Here is a 21,239-nt window from a genome sequence, read left to right on the forward strand (position 1 = left end):
TCAGTCCGCGTCGCTGATGATATCGGCGAAGCGCTTCTGTGCGGCCTCAGGTGTCATCGATGGATTGGCAAAGAATTCGGAGAACAGGTCCTCCTTCTGCTTTTGCGTATCGGCGGACATCAGTTGGTCGGTGCTGGCCAGGACATTGCCCTTGGCAAGAATTTCCAGCCCCTTTTTCATGCAGTCATTGGCCGTTCCCAGATCGACATCGCCGCGGATCGGCAGCGAGCCCTTCTTCAGGTTGAAGGCCACCTGGGTTTTCGGATCGACAATGGTCGCTGCCAGGACTTCCTGCGCCTTGGACTTATCCTTGTCCTTCAGCAGTGGGAAATAGAAGGCATCGCCGCCCGCTGTCAGATAGCCGTTGAGGCCGAGACCCGGCAGGCAGCTATAATCCTTGCCCGCCACCTGTCCGGCCAGCTGGAATTCGCCCTGCGCCCAATCACCCATGATCTGGCCGCCAGCCTTGCCGGTAATCACCATATTGGTGGCCTGATTCCAATCCTGGACATTGCTGCCCTTCGACATTTTACGGGCATCATCCGCCGCTTTGAAAATGGCCGCGAATTCAGGACCGCTGATCGTCGCTTCGTCCTTGTCCTGGTAGACCTTGAGATAAAGGTCTTTCCCACCAAGAGAAATCAGCAGCGTGTCAAACAACCCGGCGGATTGCCAGGGCTGGCCGCCCAGCGCCAGCGGCTGAATGCCTGCCTTCTGCAGGGCAGGTGCTGCGGCAACAAACTCGTTCCAGTTTTTTGGGGTCTCGACACCGGCCTTCTTGAAGGCGGCATTGGACAACCAGAGCCATTGCCAGGAATGGATATTGACCGGCGCGCAATAGATCTTGCCGTCAATGGTGCAGCTATCCAGCAAGCTGGCAGGCTTGATCACGTCCTTCCAGTGGCCCTTGGTGGCCACATCCGTCAAATCACGCATCAAACCGGCCTCCACCAGCTCCTGCGCCTGACGTCCATGGTTGAACTGGGTCGCCCCCATAGGATCACCACCGGTGATGCGACTAATCATGATCGGCCGGGCGGTACCGCCCGATCCGGCGATAGCGCCGTCGATCCATTTGTTGCCGGTCGCGTCAAAAGCCTTTGCCAGCTCCTTGACCGCAGCCGCCTCTCCCCCCGAAGTCCACCAATGGGTCACTTCCAGATCGGTCGCGCTGGCCATGCCGAGCGGCAGGGCCACAGTGGCTGCCAATGCAGCCGCAATGCACCGAATTATCATTGAGTCTCCTCCCTCACTGAAACGTTGCCGGAAAAACCTAAGTCAATCTTCTTGAGGACGCAACCGGGAATTAGAAATTTTTTAATCAGCTTTTTTGCATTTGAAATTACGTCCGTCAAAAACCACAAAAAACATCCTTAAAATCGGGATTTACTGCACTGCAATCTAAAATTTTGGACTGTTTTTTCTGATAAAATAGATTTTTCTTCGCAAATGCGAAATAGGGTGATGTGATGTAATACCTGCACTGATTGTAATTTATTCAAGAATATCATCCAAATTAGCGCTCGACATTTTTACTGTATCGTTTCAGAATTTGGAGGAAATTTCCCTTTCGTCCAATGACGTATCGCGTCACAGACCTCCTTGCCGAAACTGAGTATTGGAGTGTAGAAATAGACTTTACGGCGGACATTTCATGAATGATGAGCGAAGACCAGGCCCGATAACGGCCTCACATATCGGAGCCCCACAGGCTGGGACCACACATGAAGGTAAGGGCGAACGCCCTACCCTCAAGACCATTGCCTTCCTGACCGGGCTCGGGATTACCACGGTATCGCGCGCGTTGAAGGATGCGCCGGATATCGGCGCCGACACCAAGGAGCGCGTGCGCATGGTGGCGCGGCAATTGGGCTATCAGCCCAACCGTGCGGGGGTGCGTCTGCGCACCGGCAAGACCAATGTCATCGCCCTGGTGCTCAGCATCGATGAAGAAATCATGGGTTTCAGCAGCCAGATGGTTTTCGGTATTTCCGAAGTCTTGTCAGGCACACCTTACCATATCGTCGTCACCCCGCATTCCCATAGCAAAGACCCGATGCAGCCGGTGCGCTATATTCTCGATACCGGTTCGGCGGATGGGGTGATTATTTCACGCACCGAACCCGACGATGCCCGCATCAAGCTGTTGACAGAGCGCGGCATGCCGTTTGCCGCCCATGGCCGCACGGCATCCGGTCTCATCCATCCGTTTCACGATTTCGACAATGAGGCCTTCGCCAGCCAGGCGGTAAAGCGCCTCGCCGAGCGTCATCGGCGCAGGATCGCCTTGTTACCGCCGACCGACAAGCTGACCTATTACCGCCATACGCGCGATGGCTTTGTGGCCGGCATCCGTGAGGCCGGTGCTAAAGAAGTGCCGGTGTCCGTCAATATCGATGGATCGCTCGAGGAGATCCGCAACGCGATAGAAGCACTGATGCGCTCACCAGAGGCCCCAGACGGAATCATCTGCTCTTCCAGCAGCGCCGCGATCGCTGTCAACGCCGGGATTGATGCCGCGAACAAGAGGCTGGGCCTGGATGTTGATCTCGTATCCAAGCAATCGGTGCCGATCCTTAAATGGATACGCCCCGAAATCATCACCGCCAATGAGGATGCGTTGATGGCCGGACGTGAACTCGCCAAGGCAGTGATTGCCAGCATCGATGGCGTGGAGCCGCATCTGCTGCAAAGCATCAGCCAGCCTGTGTGGTCCTGAACCATTCACCCGCCAACAGGAATCTTGGCCGTTGATCAGAACGGGATACAAACCCCGTCCCGGGCGATGACCAATGGTCCATGCCAGGCCGTAGAAAGCGCACGGCGCCAATCCGCCTCGCCAAACGCCGGATCATCGGCAGGAATGAGATGATTGAGCACGAGCTTTTTCACACCCGCAGCATTCGCCAGCCGCCCGGCATCTTCGGCAAGCGTGTGCGACGCGTAGAGATGCTCTCGCAGGCGAGCGCCATTGCCGGTTCGGGCAACGATGTTATCCACACCCTCCGGCAACATGGCCTCATGAACGAGAATGTCGGCCCCAGCCGCAAACTGTGCCAGTGGCGGAAAATAGGCCGTATCGGACGATAGCACGACCGTCTTTTCGCCGTAGGAAAACCGCAGGGCAAAGCATTCTGTCACGGGTGGATGGTCAACGCGCAATGCCGACACCGTCAAACCGTTTTCGACAAAAATCGGCCCTTCTCCATATTCGACGATGGTAATCAACTCCGCCGGATCGGGCCTGCCCTCATCTTCGATTCGCGTGCGGATGTCATAGTCAAGCGAGGCGAGAAACCCCTGCCATAGCTGCTGTGTACCCAAAGGTCCATAGACGAGCACCGGCGTTGCAAGCCCCGTCGTCCAGGCCGTATGGAGAAGGCCACCAAGCTCCAATACATGATCGGAATGGAGGTGGGTAATGAATACAAGATCCAGTTCTTTCAACGACATGCCCGTCTCCACCACCCCGCGCGTCACGCCAAGGCCGCAATCGACGACAATGCGGCGTACACCGAGTGTCAGCAGCATCGATGTGGGATTCGGGCCGCCGGGGCGGATCGCCGGGCCGCCCTTACTGCCCAGAATAACAAGATGATCGTTCATCGAAACAACGCCCTCAAAAAAGCCCCGCTGCGGTGAAGCAGCGAGGCATTGCTTTTATTGCAAAACCGTTGGGATCAGTAGATCGCTGCACCGCTGCCCCAGGGGCCGTGCGGATAATCCTTGCCGTCCACCCGCGCAAAGCCATGGGCGCCAAAGAAGTCGCGCTGCGCCTGGATGAGGTTGGCTGTGCCGCGACCGCGACGGTAGCTGTCAAAGTAGGATAGTGCCGAGGAAAGGGCCGGAACCGGCAGGCCGGAAAGGGCTGCGTAGGAAACGACGCGGCGAAGTGCTGCATCGCTGTCCTTGACCATTTTCGAGAAGGCGGGCGTGACGATCAGGTTTGCCACGTCAGGGTCCTTGGTAAAGGCCGAGGTGATCTCATCGAGGAATTGCGAGCGGATGATGCAGCCTTCCCGCCAGATTTTCGCAATCGTCGGCATCGGCAGCGACCAGCCGAATTCCTTTGAGGCGGCAGCCATCACCGCAAAGCCCTGAGCATAGGCCGCAATTTTTGCCGCCAGCAGCGCACTTTCCAGATCGGCCAGGAAAGCCATGCCGTCATGGGGCTTTTCGATGGGTTTAGGAAGGCCGAAAATTGCTTCCGCCGCAACGCGTTCCTGCTTTTGCGAAGACAGCACACGTCCCGCCACAGCAGCCTCGATGCCCGTTGCCGCAATGCCGAGATTCTGCGCTTCGATCACCGACCATTTGCCGGTGCCCTTCTGGCCTGCGGCATCGACGATGACATCCACCATCGGATTGCCTGTAATTGGGTCCTTGGCCTTCAGCACCTTTTCGGAGATTTCGATCAGGTAGGAATTCAGGCGACCCTTGTTCCACTGGCCGAATACATCGCCAATTTCGCTGGCCGACATGCCAAGCCCGTCGCGCAGGATGCCGTAGATTTCGGCAATCATCTGCATATCGGCATATTCGATACCATTATGGATGGTCTTGACGAAATGACCGGCCCCATCGTTGCCGAGCCAGGCCACGCAGGGGTCACCATTGAACTTGGCGGAAATCGAGGTGAGAACCTTTTCGACCCGCTTCCAGCTTTCCTCCAGGCCACCAACCATGATCGACGGGCCATGGCGCGCGCCTTCTTCACCACCGGAAACGCCCATGCCGATAAAGGTCAGGCCGCTATCCTTCAGATTATCAAACCGGCGGATCGTGTCGCGGAAATTGGCATTGCCCGCATCGATCATGATGTCATTGGCCGACAGATGCGGCTTGAGCAACTCCATCTGCTGATCGACAGCGTCACCGGCCTTGATCATGATGATGATCGGGCGCGGTGGGCGAATGGCGGCCACAAACTCCTCGATTGTGTCGCAGCCGATGATATTGCCGGCAAGGTCGCCCGCCTCGCCAATGAATTCATGCGTGCGCGCCGGTGTCCGGTTGAAGACCGCGATGCGGTTGCCTTTCTCGGCAATATTGAGCGCCAGGTTCGATCCCATAACGCCAAGGCCGATCAGTCCGATTTCCGCCTGCTGCATAACCATGCTCCATTTCATTCAACCAAAAACTTTAGCGCTGTTTTGGCACTCCTTTGGCAGGGGAGCAAGATGCAACATGAAACGGCATGGACAAGGATGTGTGACGGCAGATGCATAAATGATTGGCAGATCAATGATCAAGGGTGGTCGTCGTCATCAGTGATTACCCGCCAGGCCGCGCCATCCATATCCTCGTATTGGCCGCTTTTCAGCGACCAGAGAAAGGCGGCAAGCCCTATGCCACCCATCAGAAGCGCAATAGGAATGAGATAGATCAGCATGTTCATGCGGCTATTCCCAGCGGTTTGCGGTTTGATGCCGGTTGAAGGGCATGAGCGTCGGTCTTGCGGGTAAACCCGCCCACCCCGTTCAGCCGTAGCGCATTGGCCACCACGATGATCGAAGAGGTGGACATGGCGACAGCGGCAATCAACGGCGTAGCATAGCCCAGCAGCGCGACTGGCACGGCCAGGACGTTGTAGCCGATTGCCAGCACGAAATTCTCGCGGATCAACTGCCCGGCCCGGCGGGAAACATTGATGGCGAAAGGCACCGCATCGAGCCCGTCATGCATGAAGACGAAATCGGCGGCCTGGCGCCCGACATCGGCTGCCGTGGCCGGTGCCATGGAGACATAGGCAGCCGATAGCGCTGGTGCGTCGTTGATACCATCGCCCACCATCAGCAAATGTTGCCCAGCCTCGTCCGCAGCCGCACAAAATTTTGCCTTGCCGGATGGCGAAAGCTCGGCCTCTGCCGCGTCGACGCCAAGCCGTGCAGCAAGCGCCTTCACCACCGGCCTCCTGTCTCCCGACAGGATCGTGACCCTCATGCCTTCAGCTTGAAGCCCGGCAATAACTTCCGCTGTGCTGGGACGAAGGCTGTCTTCGAAGCGGAAACAGCCAAGACTGTAACCATTCAGCGAAAGAATGACTTCCGACAAAGCCGGACCATCGGCCTCATCCCCGCCAGAACCGAGGGCAAAACGACGGTTTCCAAGCCGGTAGCGCCCTTCCTCCGCGTCGGCCTCAACGCCGCTACCAGGAATTTCCGTCACACCGGAGAAATTGCGGATTGTCCCGGCTGCGTAATTGGATGAGGCGCTGCGCCACAGGGACTGTGACAGCGGATGACGGGAATGAGCAGCAAGCCCGGCAGCGATGGCCAGCATGCCGGGGCTGGCCCTGTTGATATCGACGGGCATGGGACGTCCAAGCGTCAGCGTCCCTGTTTTATCAAAGGCGACGGCATCCACCTTGGCCAGGCGCTCCATGGCCGAGCCGTCCTTGACCATGATGCCGCGCTGGAACAGCTTTCCGGCTGCAACCACCTGCACGACCGGCACGGCCAGGCCCAATGCGCAAGGGCAGGTAATGATCAGCACGGCAATCGCCACCATCAACGCATGTTTCCAGTCGCCGTCATAAAGCCCCCAGACGATGAAGGAGGTGAGAGCCAGCAGATGAACGACAGGCGCATAGAGCTGCGAGGCCCGGTCGGCGATGCGGCGATAATGGGCCTTGCCGCCTTCCGCTGCCTCCATCAGCCGGATGATTTCCGACAGGAAAGAATCGCGTGCCTGCGCTGTCGCCTTGACCGTCAGCGATCCGGTGAGGCTCAGCGTTCCCGCCTGCACGGCATCGCCGGGTCCAACGGTTTGTGGCGCACTTTCACCATTGACGATGGAGACATCGAGATCGCTGGTACCGGCGATGACGGTGCCATCAAGCGCAATGCGTTCGCCAGCGGAGATGGCGACATGTTCGCCGACCTTGATATCATCCACCAGCCGGTATTCCCGGCTGCCGTCTGCGCCGACAACGGTGGCGCCGCGCGGATTGAGCCGCGCCAAGCCGCTGATCGCCGAACGGGCGCGGTCGCGCATCATATGGTCCAGCGCCCGCCCGATCAGCAGGAAGAACAGCAGCGACGCCGTCGCATCGAAATAGGCATGTTCGCCGTGATGAATGGTTTCCCAAAGCGACGAAAAATAGGAAAGCGAGATGCCGATGGCAATCGGCACATCCATATTGGTGCGCCGGTGCCGCAGCGCAGTCCAGGCCGATTGATAGAAGAACCGCCCACCATAGATCAGCGCCGGTGCGGCAATCAGTGCCGAAATCCAATGGAACAGATCCCGCGTCGATGCATCCGCACCGGACCAGACGGAGACCGACAGCAGCATGATATTGGTGGCGGCAAAGCCGGTAACGGCGACGGCCCGGATCAATTGCTTCAACAGCAGATCGGACGCCAGATCCTGCGGCGTGAACAAGTGACAACTATAGCCGGTGGAAGCGATGGTGCGAGCAAGCTCCGCCGGATCGAACCCGCTATCGTGCGTAAATGGGCCTACTTCCCGGTCGATGAACGGCCCTTCCTCTGCAACCTTTGCCCGCCAGACCACGCCGACGCGCCGGGTGGAGAGGTTGACGCGGGCTCGCTCGACAGCAGGCAGGCGCTTCAAGGCCGTCTCGATCTTGGTGATGCAGGCGCCGCAATAGACGCCGGGGACGCTGAAATCCACCTGGGACAACCCCTCGCCCAGATCTCGGCTTGCCAGCCGGATTTCTTCCGAGGATGGCAGCAGCGCTATTGAGCGTTCCAGGTCGAGGGCCGCTTCCGAGCCCGCCGCGCAGCAACTCATTTTTCACCCCCGATGACAGCCATACGGTTGGCTTCATGCATGACCAACTGCCCGTCACGCGTTGCAATGGTCTCGACAATCCAATGGCCGTCATCGACAGGATGATCGCCGGTAAAATGGCCGGGACCGGCTGGCTTCAGCATGACCGTGAAATCCTGATGCTCACCAACCGGGCGCTTGAAATTGGCGACCACCTGATCGGCAATCACAGGGCCCTTGCCGGGAATGGCGAGATCATAGGCAATCGCCCCCTGCTTTATCGTCATCGTCCCCTGGATGCCGGTATCCAGCAGTTTGCGGATTTGCGCTGTCGTGTCGTTGAATTGCTGGCTGGCGACATAGGTATTTTGCACCACCATGCCGCTCCAGCTGTGGCCCGCATACCAGGCCATGGTCAGGTTGACGGTGATGATCACCCCAAAGAAAGAGCAGATTGTCGCCAGCATATGCCAGCCGGTGAAAACAAAAGGTTTTGGGCTCTTAGCACTCATTTCTTCTCTCCAGATCCGTTGGCCGGTCCGTTAAACGTCGCCTTATAAATGGCTTGCTCGCTGGAATTCGGATCACTGACGATAAAGCGGAATGGCTCGGAGGCCTCCGTCACGTCACGACCGGCAAGCGTGACGTAGATTTTCAGCGTGGTCGCCTCATCCGGTTCCGCCGTAACAGTCATCGACCGACTTGGCTGGTCCTGCATGCCGTTGACCTTCATGGTGGCGTCGGGAAGGCCATCCAGCGTGACCGTTAAGTCGCGCGGTTGCGGGATCATATTTAGCAGCCGCACCGTATAGCCGTTTCGGATAGCGCCACTCGATTCCAGCACGTATTGCGGATTGCGGTCATGCAGCACGTTGATGTCCAGCCGGTCGCGGGTCATCAGCGCAAACAACAGGCCACCACCGACGGCGGACCAGACGGCTGTATAAAGCAAGGTCCGGGGCCGGAAAATTACCCGCCAATCAAAATGCCTGATGGCATCGGCAAAGCTGCCATCGGCCTTGCGGACCCGGTCGGGATCGATTGGCACGGCGCCACTATCGGTCGCCAGCGCCATATTGGACTGATATTCCTCCAGTGTCGCATAGGCGATCAGCCCACGCGGCTTGGCAAGCTTATCCATCACCCCATCGCAGGCATCAATACAGAGCGCGCAGGTGATGCATTCCAGCTGCTGGCCTTCGCGGATGTCGATGCCCATCGGACAGACCACCACGCAGGCATTGCAATCGACACAATCGCCGACGCTCTCACAGGCCGCGGCGGCTTTCTTGGCGTGACGGGTCCGCGGCTCGCCGCGCCAGTCATTATAGGTCACCACCAGTGATTTTTCGTCCAGCATCGCCCCCTGGATGCGCGGCCATGGACACATATAGATGCAGACCTGCTCGCGCATCAACCCGCCGAACACATAGGTGGTGGCGGTGAGGATGGCGACGGTGACATAGGCAACGCCAGCCGCCTGACCGGTGACGAACTCCTTCAGCAGGCTCGGCGCATCCGCGAAATAGAAGATCCAGGCGCCGCCGGTCAGCACGCCGATGATGATCCAGGTGACATGCTTGGCACCCCGTTTCCAGATCTTGGACGGGCTCCACGGCGCGCTGTCCAGCTTGATGCGGGCATTGCGGTCGCCTTCCAGAAAGCGCTCGACCACCAGAAACAAATCGACCCAGACCGTCTGCGGACAGGTATAGCCACACCAGGCGCGCCCGACCGCAGATGTGACCAGGAACAGGCCAAATCCCGCCATGACCAGCAGGCCCGCGACAAAGAAAAACTCCTGTGGCCAGATCTCGATGAAAAAGAAGTAGAATCGCCGATGCGCCAGGTCGATCAGCACTGCCTGATCCGGGGCATAGGGACCGCGATCCCAGCGCAGCCAGGGCGTGAGATAGTAGATCCCAAGCGTAATGGCCATGATCAGCCATTTGAACTGCCGGAAACGGCCCGAAGCGCGCTTTGGAAAGATCTTCTTGCGGGCTTCATAGAGCGGCCTGCGAATTTTGGCGGAATTCACCGGCTCGGCGGTAAAACGCTCAACATCCGGTCGGGTTTCTATTCCATTGCTATTCATGACGGCACCTCTCGTTATCAGAGGTTTTTCACGTCCCGCCCTTTGTAACCTTGACTTAAGTCAAGCTGCGGCGATGCGCCTCAAACAGCAGCCCTTGCTACGGTGAGATTTCTCCAGTTCATGCCTTGACCTTCCCATGGTGGGAAGCCTTATCTATGGCTGGCAGCCGGATAGGAACCAGACCGATGAATGCCACCAACACCCTTGAAACCACGATCGCCATCGATGGCATGAATTGCGCCTCTTGTGTGCGGCGGGTCGAAAAGGCGATTGCCGCCGTGCCGGGCGTATCGTCTGCCTCGGTCAATCTGGCCAGTGAAAAAGCCAGTGTGCAGTTTTCGCAGCAGCCGGATCTCGCCGCCGTGCTGGCAGCCATTCAACAGGCCGGCTATGCGCCGCGTATCGAGACCCAGGAATTGGACATAGATGGCATGAACTGCGCCTCCTGTGTGCGGCGGGTCGAAAAAGCATTGGCTGCTGTGCCGGGCGTCAGTTTAGCTGCGGTCAATCTGGCAACCGAACGCGCCACCGTGACCGTCACCGCAGAGACGGATAGACAGACCCTCGTCGCTGCCGTGGAACAGGCCGGTTATCACATTCGTAAACCCGCCAATCCGGAAGCGCCGTCCGACCCCCTGCCCGACCGGCGCGCCGATGAGACGCATCGCTTGACGCAGAGGACTGTGCTTGCCTTTCTCCTGACTCTTCCGGTCTTCATCATCGAAATGGGTTCACACCTCATTCCCGCCCTGCATTCCTGGGTGATGAACACGCTTGGTATGCAAACCAGCTGGGTGCTTCAGGCCTTGCTGGCCGGGCTGGTGCTGTTTGGTCCTGGCCTGACATTCTTTCGCCGTGGCGTGCCGAACCTGGTTCGCCTTCATCCAGATATGAACTCGCTGGTGGTGCTGGGCGCATCCGCCGCCTATGGCTATTCGCTGGTTGCCACGTTCATGCCGGGGCTGATGCCGCAAGGCACCGTCAATGTCTATTATGAAGCGGCAGCCGTTATCGTCACGCTGGTGCTGCTGGGGCGCACGCTGGAAAGCCGTGCCAAAGGCAGGACCAGCGACGCCATCAAACGGCTGATCGGTCTCAGCCCCAAAACCGCGCGGGTGATCCGAGACGGCAAGCCTATCGATCTCGACATTGCCGCCGTTATCGTCGGTGATATCTTGGACATCCGCCCCGGGGAAAGACTTCCTGTCGATGGCGTGGTGATCGAAGGCCGTTCCTTTATCGATGAATCGATGATTTCAGGCGAGCCTGTGCCAGTGGAAAAGGCGGATGGCGACACGGTGACCGGCGGTACGATCAACAAAAACGGCGCCTTCCGGTTTCGCGCCACCAAGGTTGGCGCCGATACGCTTCTCTCCCAAATCATCCGCATGGTGGAAACCGCACAAGGCTCAAAACTGCCGATCCAGGGCATGGTGGACCGGATAACCGGCTGGTTTGTCCCAGCCGTGATCGCGGCGGCTCTGCTCACCTTCATTGTCTGGCTGTTGTTCGGCCCTGCGCCTGCACTCAGCTATGCGCTGGTCAATGCGGTTGCGGTGCTGATCATCGCCTGCCCCTGCGCCATGGGGCTGGCAACTCCGACCTCGATCATGGTTGGCACCGGACGTGCCGCCGAGTTGGGTGTGCTGTTTCGCAAGGGCGAAGCCTTGCAAAGCCTGCGCGATGTCACAATCGTCGCTCTCGACAAGACCGGCACGCTAACCGAAGGCAGGCCGGAACTGACCAATCTGGTCGCGGCAGACGGCTTTTCCCGCGCCGAAATTCTGTCCTTCGCTGCCAGCCTGGAGGCGCGCTCGGAACACCCGATTGCCACGGCCATTCTGGCCGCTGCCGATGCTGAACAAGCGCCTCCCCAGATCGCAACCGATGTTGTTGCAGAGCCCGGCTACGGTATCAGCGGTATCGTCTCCGGCCATAAGGTGCTTGTTGGTGCCGACCGGGCGCTGACCCGGCATGGCATTGATCTCTCAGCATTTGCCGAGGACGCCGAACAGCTGGGTATGGACGCAAAAACGCCGCTCTATCTCGCAGTCGATGGAAAAGCCGCTGCTCTGATGGCCGTCGCCGACCCAATAAAGACAACCACCCCGGCGGCAATCCGCGCCTTGCACGACCTCGGCCTCAAAGTGGCGATGATCAGCGGCGATAACCGCCGCACTGCGGAGGCCATCGCCGCCCGCCTCGGCATCGATACAGTAATTGCCGAAGTTCTGCCCGACGGTAAGGTGGCGGCGATTGCTAGCCTTCGCAAGGATGGACGCAAGCTGGCCTTCGTTGGCGATGGTATAAACGATGCCCCGGCCCTGTCCGCCGCCGATATCGGCATCGCAGTGGGCACCGGCTCCGATATCGCCATCGAAAGTGCTGATGTCGTGCTGATGTCCGGCGACCTGCTAGGCGTGGCACGGGCGATCTCCATCAGCAAGGCGGTGATCCGCAATATCAGCCAGAACCTGTTCTGGGCCTTTGCCTATAATGTTCTGCTGATTCCGCTGGCAGCTGGTCTGCTCTACCCCGTCAATGGGATGCTGCTATCGCCGATCTTCGCCGCCGGTGCGATGGGACTGTCCAGTGTCTTTGTGCTGACCAACGCGCTCAGGCTGCGCAAGTTACGCCCGGCGTGAAGGCACACTCCGCATCTGACTAACGAGACCGGGGCAGATGCTTGTTACAAATATTATCAGAATGCAGAAGGCCATGGCGCGGGTAGCGCCATGGCCTTCTGGTTTTTAACCTGAACGATATTTCTTAGGTCGCGCTCTCATCCGGTGTTGCCGGATCGGCGGAGACACCCTCGTCAGCGCTGGTCTCTGCACCGATCTCGCCATCCTCTTCGCCTTCCGGTTCGTTGATGCGCTCGACCGAGACGACCTTTTCATCCTTGGCGGTATTGAAGATCGTCACGCCCTTGGTGGCGCGGCTTGCAATCCGGATGCCATCGACCGGCACGCGGATCAACTGGCCACCGTCCGATACCAGCATGATCTGGTCCTTGTCTTCGACCGGGAAGGCAGCGACCAACTGGCCGATTTCCAATGTCTTCGACGTGTCGGTGGCCCGAATGCCCTTGCCGCCTCGACCCGACGTACGGAAATCGTAAGAAGATGAGCGCTTGCCAATACCGCGTTCGGAGATCGTCAGCACGAATTGCTCGCGGGCCTTCAGTTCCTGATAGCGCTCTTCGGACAGATCACCGATTTCGCCCACCTCTTCGCCAACCAGTGCGATGTCGTCCTCGTCCACGCCACTGGCGCGTCGCTCGGTAGCAGAACGCTTCAGATAGGCCGCACGCTGCCATGGTTCGGCATCAACATGGCTGAGAATTGTCATCGATATGATTCTGTCATTCGGCTGCAAGGAAATGCCGCGAACGCCGATGGAATTGCGACCGGCAAACACTCGCACCTCATCGACAGGGAAGCGGATCGCCTGACCCAAGGCCGTGGTCAGCAGCACATCGTCGTCAATCGTGCAGGTTTCGACGGAGAGGATTTCATCGCCCTCTTCCTCAAGCTTCATGGCGATCTTGCCATTGCGGTTGACCTGAACGAAATCGCTCAACTTGTTACGGCGCACAGTGCCCCGCGTCGTCGAGAACATCACGTCGAGATTATCCCAGCTTGCCTCATCCTCAGGCAGCGGCATGATGGTCGTAATACGTTCACCCGGCTCCAATGGCAGCATGTTGATCAGCGCCTTGCCACGCGACTGTGGCGTACCGATCGGCAAGCGCCAGACCTTCTCCTTGTAGACAATGCCGCGTGACGAGAAGAACAGTACGGGCGTATGGGTATTGGCAACAAATAGCCGGGTAACGAAATCCTCATCCCGTGTCGCCATGCCGGATCGGCCCTTGCCGCCGCGACGCTGGGCGCGATAGGTAACGAGAGGAACCCGCTTGATATAGCCAAGATGCGAAACGGTCACCACCATGTCTTCACGGGCGATGAGATCCTCATCGTCCATGTCAGGACCGCCTTCCATGATCTGGCTACGGCGCGGCGTACCGAACTCGTCGCGCACGGCGACAAGCTCATCGACAACGATGGTCTGAATACGGGTGCGAGACGACAGAATATCGAGATAATCGGAGATTTCCGCCCCGATCTTGTTCAATTCCTCGTCGATTTCGTCGCGACCAAGGGCCGTCAGGCGGGCAAGACGCAATTCGAGGATGGCGCGGGCCTGCTCTTCCGACAGGTTATAGGTATTGTCCTCGTTGATGCGGTGACGCGGATCATCGATCAACCGGATCAGGCTTTCCACGTCGGAAGCCGGCCAGCGGCGTTCCATCAACTGCTCGCGCGCCGTCTGCGGGTCCGGCGCCTGGCGAATCAGCCTGATGACTTCATCGATATTGGCAACGGCAATGGCAAGACCAACCAGCACATGGGCGCGGTCACGCGCCTTGCGCAACAGGTACTTCGTTCGCCGGCTAATAACCTCCTCGCGAAAGCTGACGAAAGCCCGCAGCATGTCGAGCAGCGTCAACTGTTCCGGCTTGCCGCCATTCAGCGCCACCATGTTGCAGCCAAACGAGCTTTGCAGCGGGGTATAACGGTAGAGCTGGTTGAGGATCACGTCCGCATTGGCATCGCGCTTCAGCTCGACCACGACGCGGTAGCCCTGCCGGTCAGATTCGTCGCGCAGGTCGGAAATGCCCTCGATGCGCTTATCACGCACCAATTCGGCCATTTTCTCGATCATCGTCGACTTGTTCACCTGATAGGGAATCTCGGTGATGATGATCTGCTCACGGTCACCGCGCATCGGCTCGATCCGAGCCACACCGCGCATGATCACCGAACCGCGTCCTGTCTCATAGGCGGAGCGAATACCGCTACGGCCCAGAATCAGCGCGCCGGTCGGGAAGTCGGGACCGGGAATGATCTGCATCAACTCCGGCAATTCGATAGCCGGGTTTTCAATCAACGCGATACAGCCATTGATGACTTCGACCAGATTGTGCGGCGGAATATTCGTCGCCATGCCGACGGCGATACCGCCAGCGCCATTGACGAGAAGATTGGGGAATTTCGCCGGCACGACCACAGGCTCGGACAGCGTGCCATCGTAATTGTCACGAAAATCGACCGTGTCCTTGTCCAGGTCGTCCAGCAGCGAATGCGCGGCCTTTTGCAGACGGCACTCTGTATAGCGTTCCGCCGCTGGCGGATCGCCGTCGATGGAGCCGAAATTGCCCTGACCATCGATCAGCGGCAACCTTAGCGACCAATCCTGCGCCATACGGGCCAGCGCATCATAGATCGCCGAGTTGCCGTGCGGATGGAATTTACCCATCACGTCGCCGGTTACACGGGCGCATTTCACATATTTCTTGTTCCAGTCGATACCCAGTTCGGACATGCCAAACAGGATACGACGATGAACGGGCTTCAAACCATCGCGGACATCGGGAAGCGCGCGGCTGACGATAACGCTCATCGCGTAATCGAGATACGACCGCTGCATCTCCGTCATGATCGAAATGGGTTCGATATCGGACGGCGTTTTGCCGCCGGGTGTGCTTTGCTCAGTCAAAACGGGTCACGCCTGTTAGAATCACTAGGGATTTTATAGCGGAAAGCCCCTTTCCGCGCCAATTTGCTGGGAGGTTTTGAACAGGCTTTTGCGGCTATGACAAGGCATTTCTTGAACCCGCAGGCGCTATCTGCCCGAATGACCGCCACCGGTGGCTTGACGTTGCCTCCACGCGCCGGAAATCACTCTCCAACGGCCCGGATATGGTAGAGGATTCTATCGCACCACAGTCTCGCGCAACCTGCGACCTTTATCCGGACAGAAACAGGAGAACATCCATGACCAATGTCGAACTTCTCCTCAATGCCTTTACCACCCTGTTGGTGACGCTCGACCCGCCGGGTCTGGCACCGCTGTTTCTTGGTCTGACCCGGGGCATGACCCGGCAGCAACGCAAGCAAGTGGCCTTGCGTGGCGCGGCCATCGCCTTTGGTATCCTGGCGGTCTTTGCTGTTTTCGGTGCCAGCATTCTTGAAGCGCTTGGTATCTCCATCGGCGCGTTCCGCATCGCTGGCGGGTTGATGCTATTTGCCATCGCTTTCGAGATGATTTTCGAGAAACGCCAGGAGCGTAAGGAAAAGACTTCGGAAGACGCGATTACCCGCGATCACATGCACAATATCGCCGTCTTCCCACTGGCTTTGCCGCTCATTGCTGGCCCTGGCGCCATTTCCGCCACCATCCTGCTGGCTGGCGCATTGCCCGGCCCGGTAGAGCGCACGGAACTCATCCTGGTCATCGGACTGTGCATTGGCGTCGTACTGTTGGCGCTGGTGATCGCCGATCGGCTTGATCGCTTTCTGGGCGTCACCGGGAGGGCAATCTTGACCCGCCTGCTCGGCGTCATATTGGCTGCCCTATCCGTTCAATTCGTCGTTGACGGCATCAAGTCTGCGTTTCACCTTTGAGACCTTATGCAATGGCGGTGAAGCATCGCCATTGCAAGATCAAGGCCTTCCTATCCGTTTAGGAATGACATTTTCTAATAGTTCGCCCGCAATATCCGTTTCCAGATCGTACCGCCCAGGAATCGATTGAACACGACAAAATAGGCGACAACCAAAGCAAACATGATCAAGGCCGGTAAGCCGTTCAACTGAAAGCCATCCGGCGTCAAACCGCCGCTCAGATACCCGACGAGATAGCCAAGAATAAAGAACGAGGTGAACATATCGAGTATGAAAGCGAGAATAATCCGCCACTGAGATGGTCTGCGCTTGATTTCGTCTTCCGGCATCCATCCCTCCAATCAGGTCAAAAACGTCTCTGATCCCACCGATCAGAACGGAATATCATCATCCATATCGCGGGAGAAACCGCCGGATGGCGCACTGGCGCCGCGACCACCACCCGAGGATGCGCCGCCGCTGCGGGCTGGGGCTGAGCCATAGTCGTCGTAGCCACCACCGCCGCCGCCGCCGAAATCGCTGCCGCCACGGGCCGCTCCGCCACCTTCGCCACGGCCACCAAGCATGGTCAGGGTCGAATTGAAGCCCTGCAGGACGATTTCCGTCGAGTAACGGTCATTGCCGTTTTGGTCCTGCCATTTGCGGGTCTGAAGCTGGCCCTCGATATAAACGGTCGCGCCCTTCTTCAGATATTGTTCGGCTACCTTGCAGAGACCTTCATTGAAGATCACCACGCTGTGCCATTCGGTCTTCTCCTTGCGCTCACCGGAATTACGGTCGCGCCAGGATTCAGACGTGGCAATGCGCAGGTTGGCAATTGGCTTACCGTCCTGGGTACGACGAATTTCCGGGTCCGCGCCCAGATTGCCGATCAATATAACCTTGTTGACGCTTCCAGCCATGATACTCACCTCGCTGCCACCATCGGGCGGCTTACAAATCCAATCAATTTTAACCTTATCCTATCCCTGCCGATTAAGGGCAGGCAGATCACCTGTAATCCACAGCGAAGAATCGTCACTAAAAAAATGTTCTTTCTTTGTTCTAATAAATTTGTATGATGCAGTCAACTCTACCGGAATCGAATGCAGAATCGCCGCACCCGTCTCGACAGGACGGCAGCAGTGACTAAATAAGGAGCGGCATTCCTGCCTGCGGCTCTTGTCCCAAACCGAGTTTTGTTATGAGCGAATTGAAGACGATTTCCATCCGTGGCGCGCGCGAGCACAATCTCAAGGGCATCGACCTTGATCTGCCGCGCAATAGCCTGATCGTGATGACCGGCCTTTCCGGCTCGGGAAAGTCGTCGCTGGCCTTCGATACGATTTATGCCGAGGGTCAACGCCGCTATGTCGAAAGCTTGTCGGCCTATGCTCGGCAGTTCCTGGAGATGATGCAGAAGCCTGATGTAGACCTGATCGAGGGCCTGTCACCGGCAATCTCCATTGAGCAGAAGACCACGTCGCGCAATCCGCGCTCAACGGTCGGGACCGTCACCGAAATCTACGATTATATGCGCCTGCTGTTTGCCCGCGTCGGGGTACCTTATTCGCCAGCAACCGGGCTGCCGATCGAGAGCCAGACCGTCAGCCAGATGGTTGACCGTGTCCTGGCCTTTGAGGAAGGGACGCGACTTTATATTCTTGCGCCGCTGATCCGGGGCCGCAAGGGCGAGTATAAGAAGGAACTCGCGGAGCTGATGAAGAAGGGCTTCCAGCGCGTCAAGATCGACGGTCAGTTCTACGAAATCGCCGAGGCGCCCACCCTCGACAAGAAATACAAGCACGATATCGACATCGTCGTCGACCGCGTCGTGGTGCGGGCTGACATGGCCTCTCGGCTCGCCGACAGCCTGGAAACCTGCCTTCGCCTTGCCGATGGGTTGGCGGTCGCCGAATTTGCCGACAAGCCGCTGCCAGCCAATGAAACATCGGCTGGTGGCTCGGCCAACAAATCCCTGAACGAAACCCATGAGCGGGTGTTGTTTTCGGAAAAATTCGCCTGCCCGGTCTCCGGCTTTACCATTCCGGAAATCGAGCCCCGGCTGTTTTCCTTTAACAATCCGTTTGGCGCCTGCCCGACCTGCGACGGCCTTGGTTTCCAGCAGAAGATTGATGAAGCGCTGATCATTCCTGAAGCCGACAAGCGGCTGAAGGACGGCGCGATTGCGCCCTGGGCAAAATCCAGCTCGCCTTATTACGACCAGACGCTTGAAGGCCTCGGCAAAGCTTTCGGCTTCAAGCTGAGCAGCAAATGGTCGGACCTGAGCGCCGAGGCGCAAAAATCCATCCTGCACGGTACCGAAGAAAAGATCGAGTTTCACTACGCCGACGGCGCACGTTCCTATAGCGCGACAAAAACCTTTGAAGGCATCGTTCCGAACCTCGAGCGCCGTTGGAAGGAAACCGACAGCGCCTGGGCGCGCGAAGAAATCGAGCGCTACATGTCCGCCGCGCCCTGCCCGGCCTGCAAGGGTTTCAGGCTGAAACCAGAAGCGCTTGCGGTGAAAATCAATGGTCTGCATATCGGCCAGGTGACGGAAATGTCGATCCGCGTTGCCGGCGGCTGGTTCGAGACCCTGCCTGGTCTCCTCACCGACAAGCAGAACGAAATCGCTGTTCGTATTCTCAAGGAAATCCGCGAGCGCCTGAGCTTCCTCAACGATGTCGGGCTGGACTATCTCAGCCTGTCGCGCAATTCCGGCACTCTGTCTGGCGGTGAAAGTCAGCGCATCCGGCTTGCCTCACAGATCGGCTCAGGGCTAACCGGCGTGCTTTACGTGCTGGATGAACCGTCGATTGGCCTGCATCAACGCGATAATGCCCGCCTTCTCGATACGCTCAAGCATCTGCGCGATATCGGCAATACGGTGATTGTCGTTGAGCATGACGAGGACGCCATTCTGGCCGCCGATTATGTGGTCGATATCGGGCCTGCGGCAGGCATTCATGGCGGCCAGGTGATCGCCAAGGGCAGCCCGCAGGACATCATGGCCAATGGCAAGTCGCTGACCGGCAAGTATCTGACCGGCGAGCTTGGCGTTAAAGTACCACAGGCGCGGCGCAAGCCGAAAAAAGGCCAGCAGATCAAGGTGATCGGCGCGCGGGGCAACAATCTGAAGAATGTCACGGCGGCCATTCCGCTTGGTGTGTTTACCGCCGTTACCGGCGTTTCCGGCGGTGGCAAATCGACCTTCCTGATCGAGACGTTATATAAGGCCGCAGCAAGACGGGTGATGGGCGCTCGGGAAAACCCGGCCGATCACGACCGTATCGATGGTTTCGAATTCATCGACAAGGTGATCGATATCGACCAATCGCCAATTGGCCGTACGCCGCGCTCCAACCCGGCCACCTATACCGGCGCATTTACCCCGATCCGCGACTGGTTTTCGGGTCTGCCGGAGGCCAAGGCGCGCGGTTATCAGCCCGGTCGCTTTTCCTTCAACGTCAAGGGCGGGCGATGCGAAGCCTGTCAGGGTGATGGCGTCATCAAAATCGAAATGCACTTCCTGCCGGATGTCTATGTCACCTGCGACGTCTGCCATGGTAAGCGCTATAATCGCGAGACCCTGGACGTGACCTTCAAGACTAAGTCTATTGCCGACGTGCTGGATATGACGGTCGAGGAAGGTGTTGAGTTTTTCTCGGCTGTCCCTGCGGTGCGCGATAAGCTGCAAGCGCTGTTCGATGTCGGACTTGGCTATATCAAGGTTGGACAACAGGCCAATACGCTGTCGGGCGGCGAAGCCCAGCGCATCAAGCTTGCCAAGGAACTCTCGAAGAAATCGACGGGCCGCACCCTGTATATTCTGGACGAGCCGACCACCGGCCTGCATTTCCATGACGTCGCCAAGCTCTTGGAGATGCTTCAGGAACTGGTCGATCAGGGCAATTCCGTCGTGGTCATCGAGCACAATCTTGAAGTCATCAAGACTGCCGATCACATCATCGATTTCGGCCCCGAGGGGGGCGATGGCGGCGGCCAGATCGTCGCCCAAGGCACGCCGGAAGAGATCGTCAAGGTTGAGGCTTCCTATACCGGCCACTTCCTCAGGGAATTGCTGGAGCGCCGTCCGATGAAGAAGCCACAAGCCGCGGAATAGCGATCAACAGGGAGTGAGCAGATGACCGCAGGCACAATCCGCACCGGCATCGGCGGCTGGACGTTCGAGCCTTGGGAAGGCACGTTCTATCCTGAAAAGCTGCCGAAGAAACGGCAGCTGGAACACGCCAGTCGCCAGCTCACGGCCATCGAAGTCAACGGCACCTATTATTCCAGCCAGAAGCCGGAGACCTTCGCCAAGTGGGCTTCGGATGTACCTGACGATTTCATCTTTTCGCTGAAAGCCAGCCGTTATTGCACCAATCGCAAGATTTTGTCCGAGGCCGGTCCGTCTATCGAGAAGTTCCTGAATCAAGGCATCGCGGAACTGGGTCACCATCTTGGCCCTATTCTCTGGCAATTCATGGCAACGAAAAAGTTCGAACCTGAGGATTTCGAGGGTTTTCTGTCGCTCCTGCCGAAAACCCTTGATGGTTTAACGCTGCGGCATGTGGTCGAGCCACGCCATCCATCGTTCCAGACGCCTGATTTCATCACCATGCTGGAGCGGCATGGCGTGGCTGCAGTCTGTGCTGATCACCATGATTATCCGATGTTTGCCGATGTCACGGCAGATTTTGTTTATGCCCGGCTGCAAAAGGGAACGGATGAGGTCAAGACCTGCTATCAGGAAACCCAGGTGAATGACTGGGCAAAGCGGTTTTCTGCCTATGCTGAAGGAAGCGTACCGCAGGATTTACCGTTGATCGCGCCGCAACGGATCGCGGATAAAAAGCCACGCGATGTCTTTGCGTTTTTCATCACGGGCGGCAAGGTCAATGCGCCGAATGGAGCGCAATTGCTTCAGAAAGCGCTATTGAACTGAAGGTCTG

15 protein-coding genes are annotated in these 21,239 nt (G+C 58.1%); 5 read left to right on the forward strand and 10 right to left on the reverse strand.

Annotated elements, in window-relative coordinates:
* The gene (locus ASB66_RS13570; RefSeq protein ID WP_060717808.1) at nucleotides 1-1,236 is read right to left on the reverse strand and encodes an ABC transporter substrate-binding protein; all 1,236 of its coding nucleotides are present in this window, start codon (nucleotides 1,234-1,236) and stop codon (nucleotides 1-3) included.
* A gap of 418 nt (nucleotides 1,237-1,654) precedes the next feature.
* Between ASB66_RS13570 and ASB66_RS13575 the strand changes: the two genes are divergently transcribed.
* The gene (locus ASB66_RS13575) at nucleotides 1,655-2,719 is read left to right on the forward strand and encodes a LacI family transcriptional regulator (RefSeq protein ID WP_156544796.1); all 1,065 of its coding nucleotides are present in this window, start codon (nucleotides 1,655-1,657) and stop codon (nucleotides 2,717-2,719) included.
* 35 nt (nucleotides 2,720-2,754) lie between these two features.
* Here ASB66_RS13575 and ASB66_RS13580 read toward each other — a convergent pair whose 3' ends face one another.
* The 6 genes from ASB66_RS13580 to ccoG form a co-directional block, all read right to left on the reverse strand.
* Nucleotides 2,755-3,606, reverse strand: a complete 852-nt coding sequence (locus ASB66_RS13580; RefSeq protein WP_060717809.1) for an MBL fold metallo-hydrolase — start codon at nucleotides 3,604-3,606, stop codon at nucleotides 2,755-2,757.
* A 74-nt stretch (nucleotides 3,607-3,680) separates the two neighbouring features.
* Nucleotides 3,681-5,111 carry an NADP-dependent phosphogluconate dehydrogenase gene (gndA, locus tag ASB66_RS13585; RefSeq protein WP_060717838.1) on the reverse strand — a complete coding sequence of 477 codons (1,431 nt, stop codon included), beginning with the start codon at nucleotides 5,109-5,111 and terminating at the stop codon, nucleotides 3,681-3,683.
* Between the two features lie 137 nt (nucleotides 5,112-5,248).
* Nucleotides 5,249-5,398 (reverse strand): cbb3-type cytochrome oxidase assembly protein CcoS, encoded by a 150-nt coding sequence (ccoS, locus tag ASB66_RS13590; protein ID WP_015916125.1) that lies wholly within the window; start codon nucleotides 5,396-5,398, stop codon nucleotides 5,249-5,251.
* Nucleotides 5,395-7,758: a cation-translocating P-type ATPase gene (locus ASB66_RS13595; RefSeq protein WP_060717810.1), complete on the reverse strand. Its 2,364-nt coding sequence runs from the start codon at nucleotides 7,756-7,758 to the stop codon at nucleotides 5,395-5,397. The genes ccoS and ASB66_RS13595 overlap by 4 nt, the downstream gene beginning before the upstream one ends.
* On the reverse strand, nucleotides 7,755-8,249 hold the full coding sequence (locus ASB66_RS13600) for a FixH family protein (protein ID WP_060717811.1): 495 nt from the start codon (nucleotides 8,247-8,249) through the stop codon (nucleotides 7,755-7,757). The genes ASB66_RS13595 and ASB66_RS13600 overlap by 4 nt, the downstream gene beginning before the upstream one ends.
* Complete coding sequence (ccoG, locus tag ASB66_RS13605; RefSeq protein WP_114386605.1) at nucleotides 8,246-9,832, reverse strand: cytochrome c oxidase accessory protein CcoG; 1,587 nt, start codon at nucleotides 9,830-9,832, stop codon at nucleotides 8,246-8,248. The genes ASB66_RS13600 and ccoG overlap by 4 nt, the downstream gene beginning before the upstream one ends.
* Before the next feature lie 185 nt (nucleotides 9,833-10,017).
* On the opposite strand from ccoG, the gene ASB66_RS13610 reads away from it, so the two are divergent.
* Nucleotides 10,018-12,477, forward strand: coding sequence for a heavy metal translocating P-type ATPase (locus ASB66_RS13610; RefSeq protein ID WP_060717813.1), 2,460 nt, complete (start codon nucleotides 10,018-10,020; stop codon nucleotides 12,475-12,477).
* A 124-nt stretch (nucleotides 12,478-12,601) separates the two neighbouring features.
* On the opposite strand, the gene gyrA is transcribed toward ASB66_RS13610, so the two are convergent.
* Nucleotides 12,602-15,394 carry a DNA gyrase subunit A gene (gene gyrA / locus ASB66_RS13615; protein ID WP_060717814.1) on the reverse strand — a complete coding sequence of 931 codons (2,793 nt, stop codon included), beginning with the start codon at nucleotides 15,392-15,394 and terminating at the stop codon, nucleotides 12,602-12,604.
* A gap of 278 nt (nucleotides 15,395-15,672) precedes the next feature.
* On the opposite strand from gyrA, the gene ASB66_RS13620 reads away from it, so the two are divergent.
* Nucleotides 15,673-16,302: a MarC family protein gene (locus tag ASB66_RS13620; protein ID WP_015916119.1), complete on the forward strand. Its 630-nt coding sequence runs from the start codon at nucleotides 15,673-15,675 to the stop codon at nucleotides 16,300-16,302.
* Nucleotides 16,303-16,376: 74 nt separating this feature from the next.
* On the opposite strand, the gene ASB66_RS13625 is transcribed toward ASB66_RS13620, so the two are convergent.
* Nucleotides 16,377-16,631, reverse strand: coding sequence for an RDD family protein (locus tag ASB66_RS13625; protein WP_060717815.1), 255 nt, complete (start codon nucleotides 16,629-16,631; stop codon nucleotides 16,377-16,379).
* Between the two features lie 42 nt (nucleotides 16,632-16,673).
* Nucleotides 16,674-17,204 (reverse strand): single-stranded DNA-binding protein, encoded by a 531-nt coding sequence (locus ASB66_RS13630; protein WP_060717816.1) that lies wholly within the window; start codon nucleotides 17,202-17,204, stop codon nucleotides 16,674-16,676.
* A 281-nt stretch (nucleotides 17,205-17,485) separates the two neighbouring features.
* Between ASB66_RS13630 and uvrA the strand changes: the two genes are divergently transcribed.
* On the forward strand, nucleotides 17,486-20,407 hold the full coding sequence (uvrA, locus tag ASB66_RS13635) for an excinuclease ABC subunit UvrA (RefSeq protein ID WP_060717817.1): 2,922 nt from the start codon (nucleotides 17,486-17,488) through the stop codon (nucleotides 20,405-20,407).
* A 21-nt stretch (nucleotides 20,408-20,428) separates the two neighbouring features.
* Nucleotides 20,429-21,232, forward strand: a complete 804-nt coding sequence (locus tag ASB66_RS13640; RefSeq protein ID WP_060717818.1) for a DUF72 domain-containing protein — start codon at nucleotides 20,429-20,431, stop codon at nucleotides 21,230-21,232.
* Nucleotides 21,233-21,239: the final 7 nt, after the last annotated feature.

It is taken from the genome of Gillisella vitis (assembly GCF_001541345.2).
GTDB classification, from domain to species: domain Bacteria; phylum Pseudomonadota; class Alphaproteobacteria; order Rhizobiales; family Rhizobiaceae; genus Allorhizobium; species Allorhizobium vitis.

Bases quoted from the DNA above. Each gene is read 5' to 3' on its own strand.
- ASB66_RS13600 (WP_060717811.1), bottom strand. From the start codon at position 8,249: ATGAGTGCTAAGAGCCCAAAACCTTTTGTTTTCACCGGCTGGCATATG.
- ccoS (WP_015916125.1), bottom strand. From the start codon at position 5,398: ATGAACATGCTGATCTATCTCATTCCTATTGCGCTTCTGATGGGTGGC.
- ASB66_RS13640 (WP_060717818.1), top strand. From the start codon at position 20,429: ATGACCGCAGGCACAATCCGCACCGGCATCGGCGGCTGGACGTTCGAG.
- ccoG (WP_114386605.1), bottom strand. From the start codon at position 9,832: ATGAATAGCAATGGAATAGAAACCCGACCGGATGTTGAGCGTTTTACC.
- ASB66_RS13575 (WP_156544796.1), top strand. From the start codon at position 1,655: ATGAATGATGAGCGAAGACCAGGCCCGATAACGGCCTCACATATCGGA.
- gndA (WP_060717838.1), bottom strand. From the start codon at position 5,111: ATGCAGCAGGCGGAAATCGGACTGATCGGCCTTGGCGTTATGGGATCG.
- ASB66_RS13610 (WP_060717813.1), top strand. From the start codon at position 10,018: ATGAATGCCACCAACACCCTTGAAACCACGATCGCCATCGATGGCATG.
- ASB66_RS13570 (WP_060717808.1), bottom strand. From the start codon at position 1,236: ATGATAATTCGGTGCATTGCGGCTGCATTGGCAGCCACTGTGGCCCTG.
- ASB66_RS13580 (WP_060717809.1), bottom strand. From the start codon at position 3,606: ATGAACGATCATCTTGTTATTCTGGGCAGTAAGGGCGGCCCGGCGATC.
- ASB66_RS13595 (WP_060717810.1), bottom strand. From the start codon at position 7,758: ATGAGTTGCTGCGCGGCGGGCTCGGAAGCGGCCCTCGACCTGGAACGC.
- ASB66_RS13630 (WP_060717816.1), bottom strand. From the start codon at position 17,204: ATGGCTGGAAGCGTCAACAAGGTTATATTGATCGGCAATCTGGGCGCG.
- ASB66_RS13625 (WP_060717815.1), bottom strand. From the start codon at position 16,631: ATGCCGGAAGACGAAATCAAGCGCAGACCATCTCAGTGGCGGATTATT.
- uvrA (WP_060717817.1), top strand. From the start codon at position 17,486: ATGAGCGAATTGAAGACGATTTCCATCCGTGGCGCGCGCGAGCACAAT.
- ASB66_RS13620 (WP_015916119.1), top strand. From the start codon at position 15,673: ATGACCAATGTCGAACTTCTCCTCAATGCCTTTACCACCCTGTTGGTG.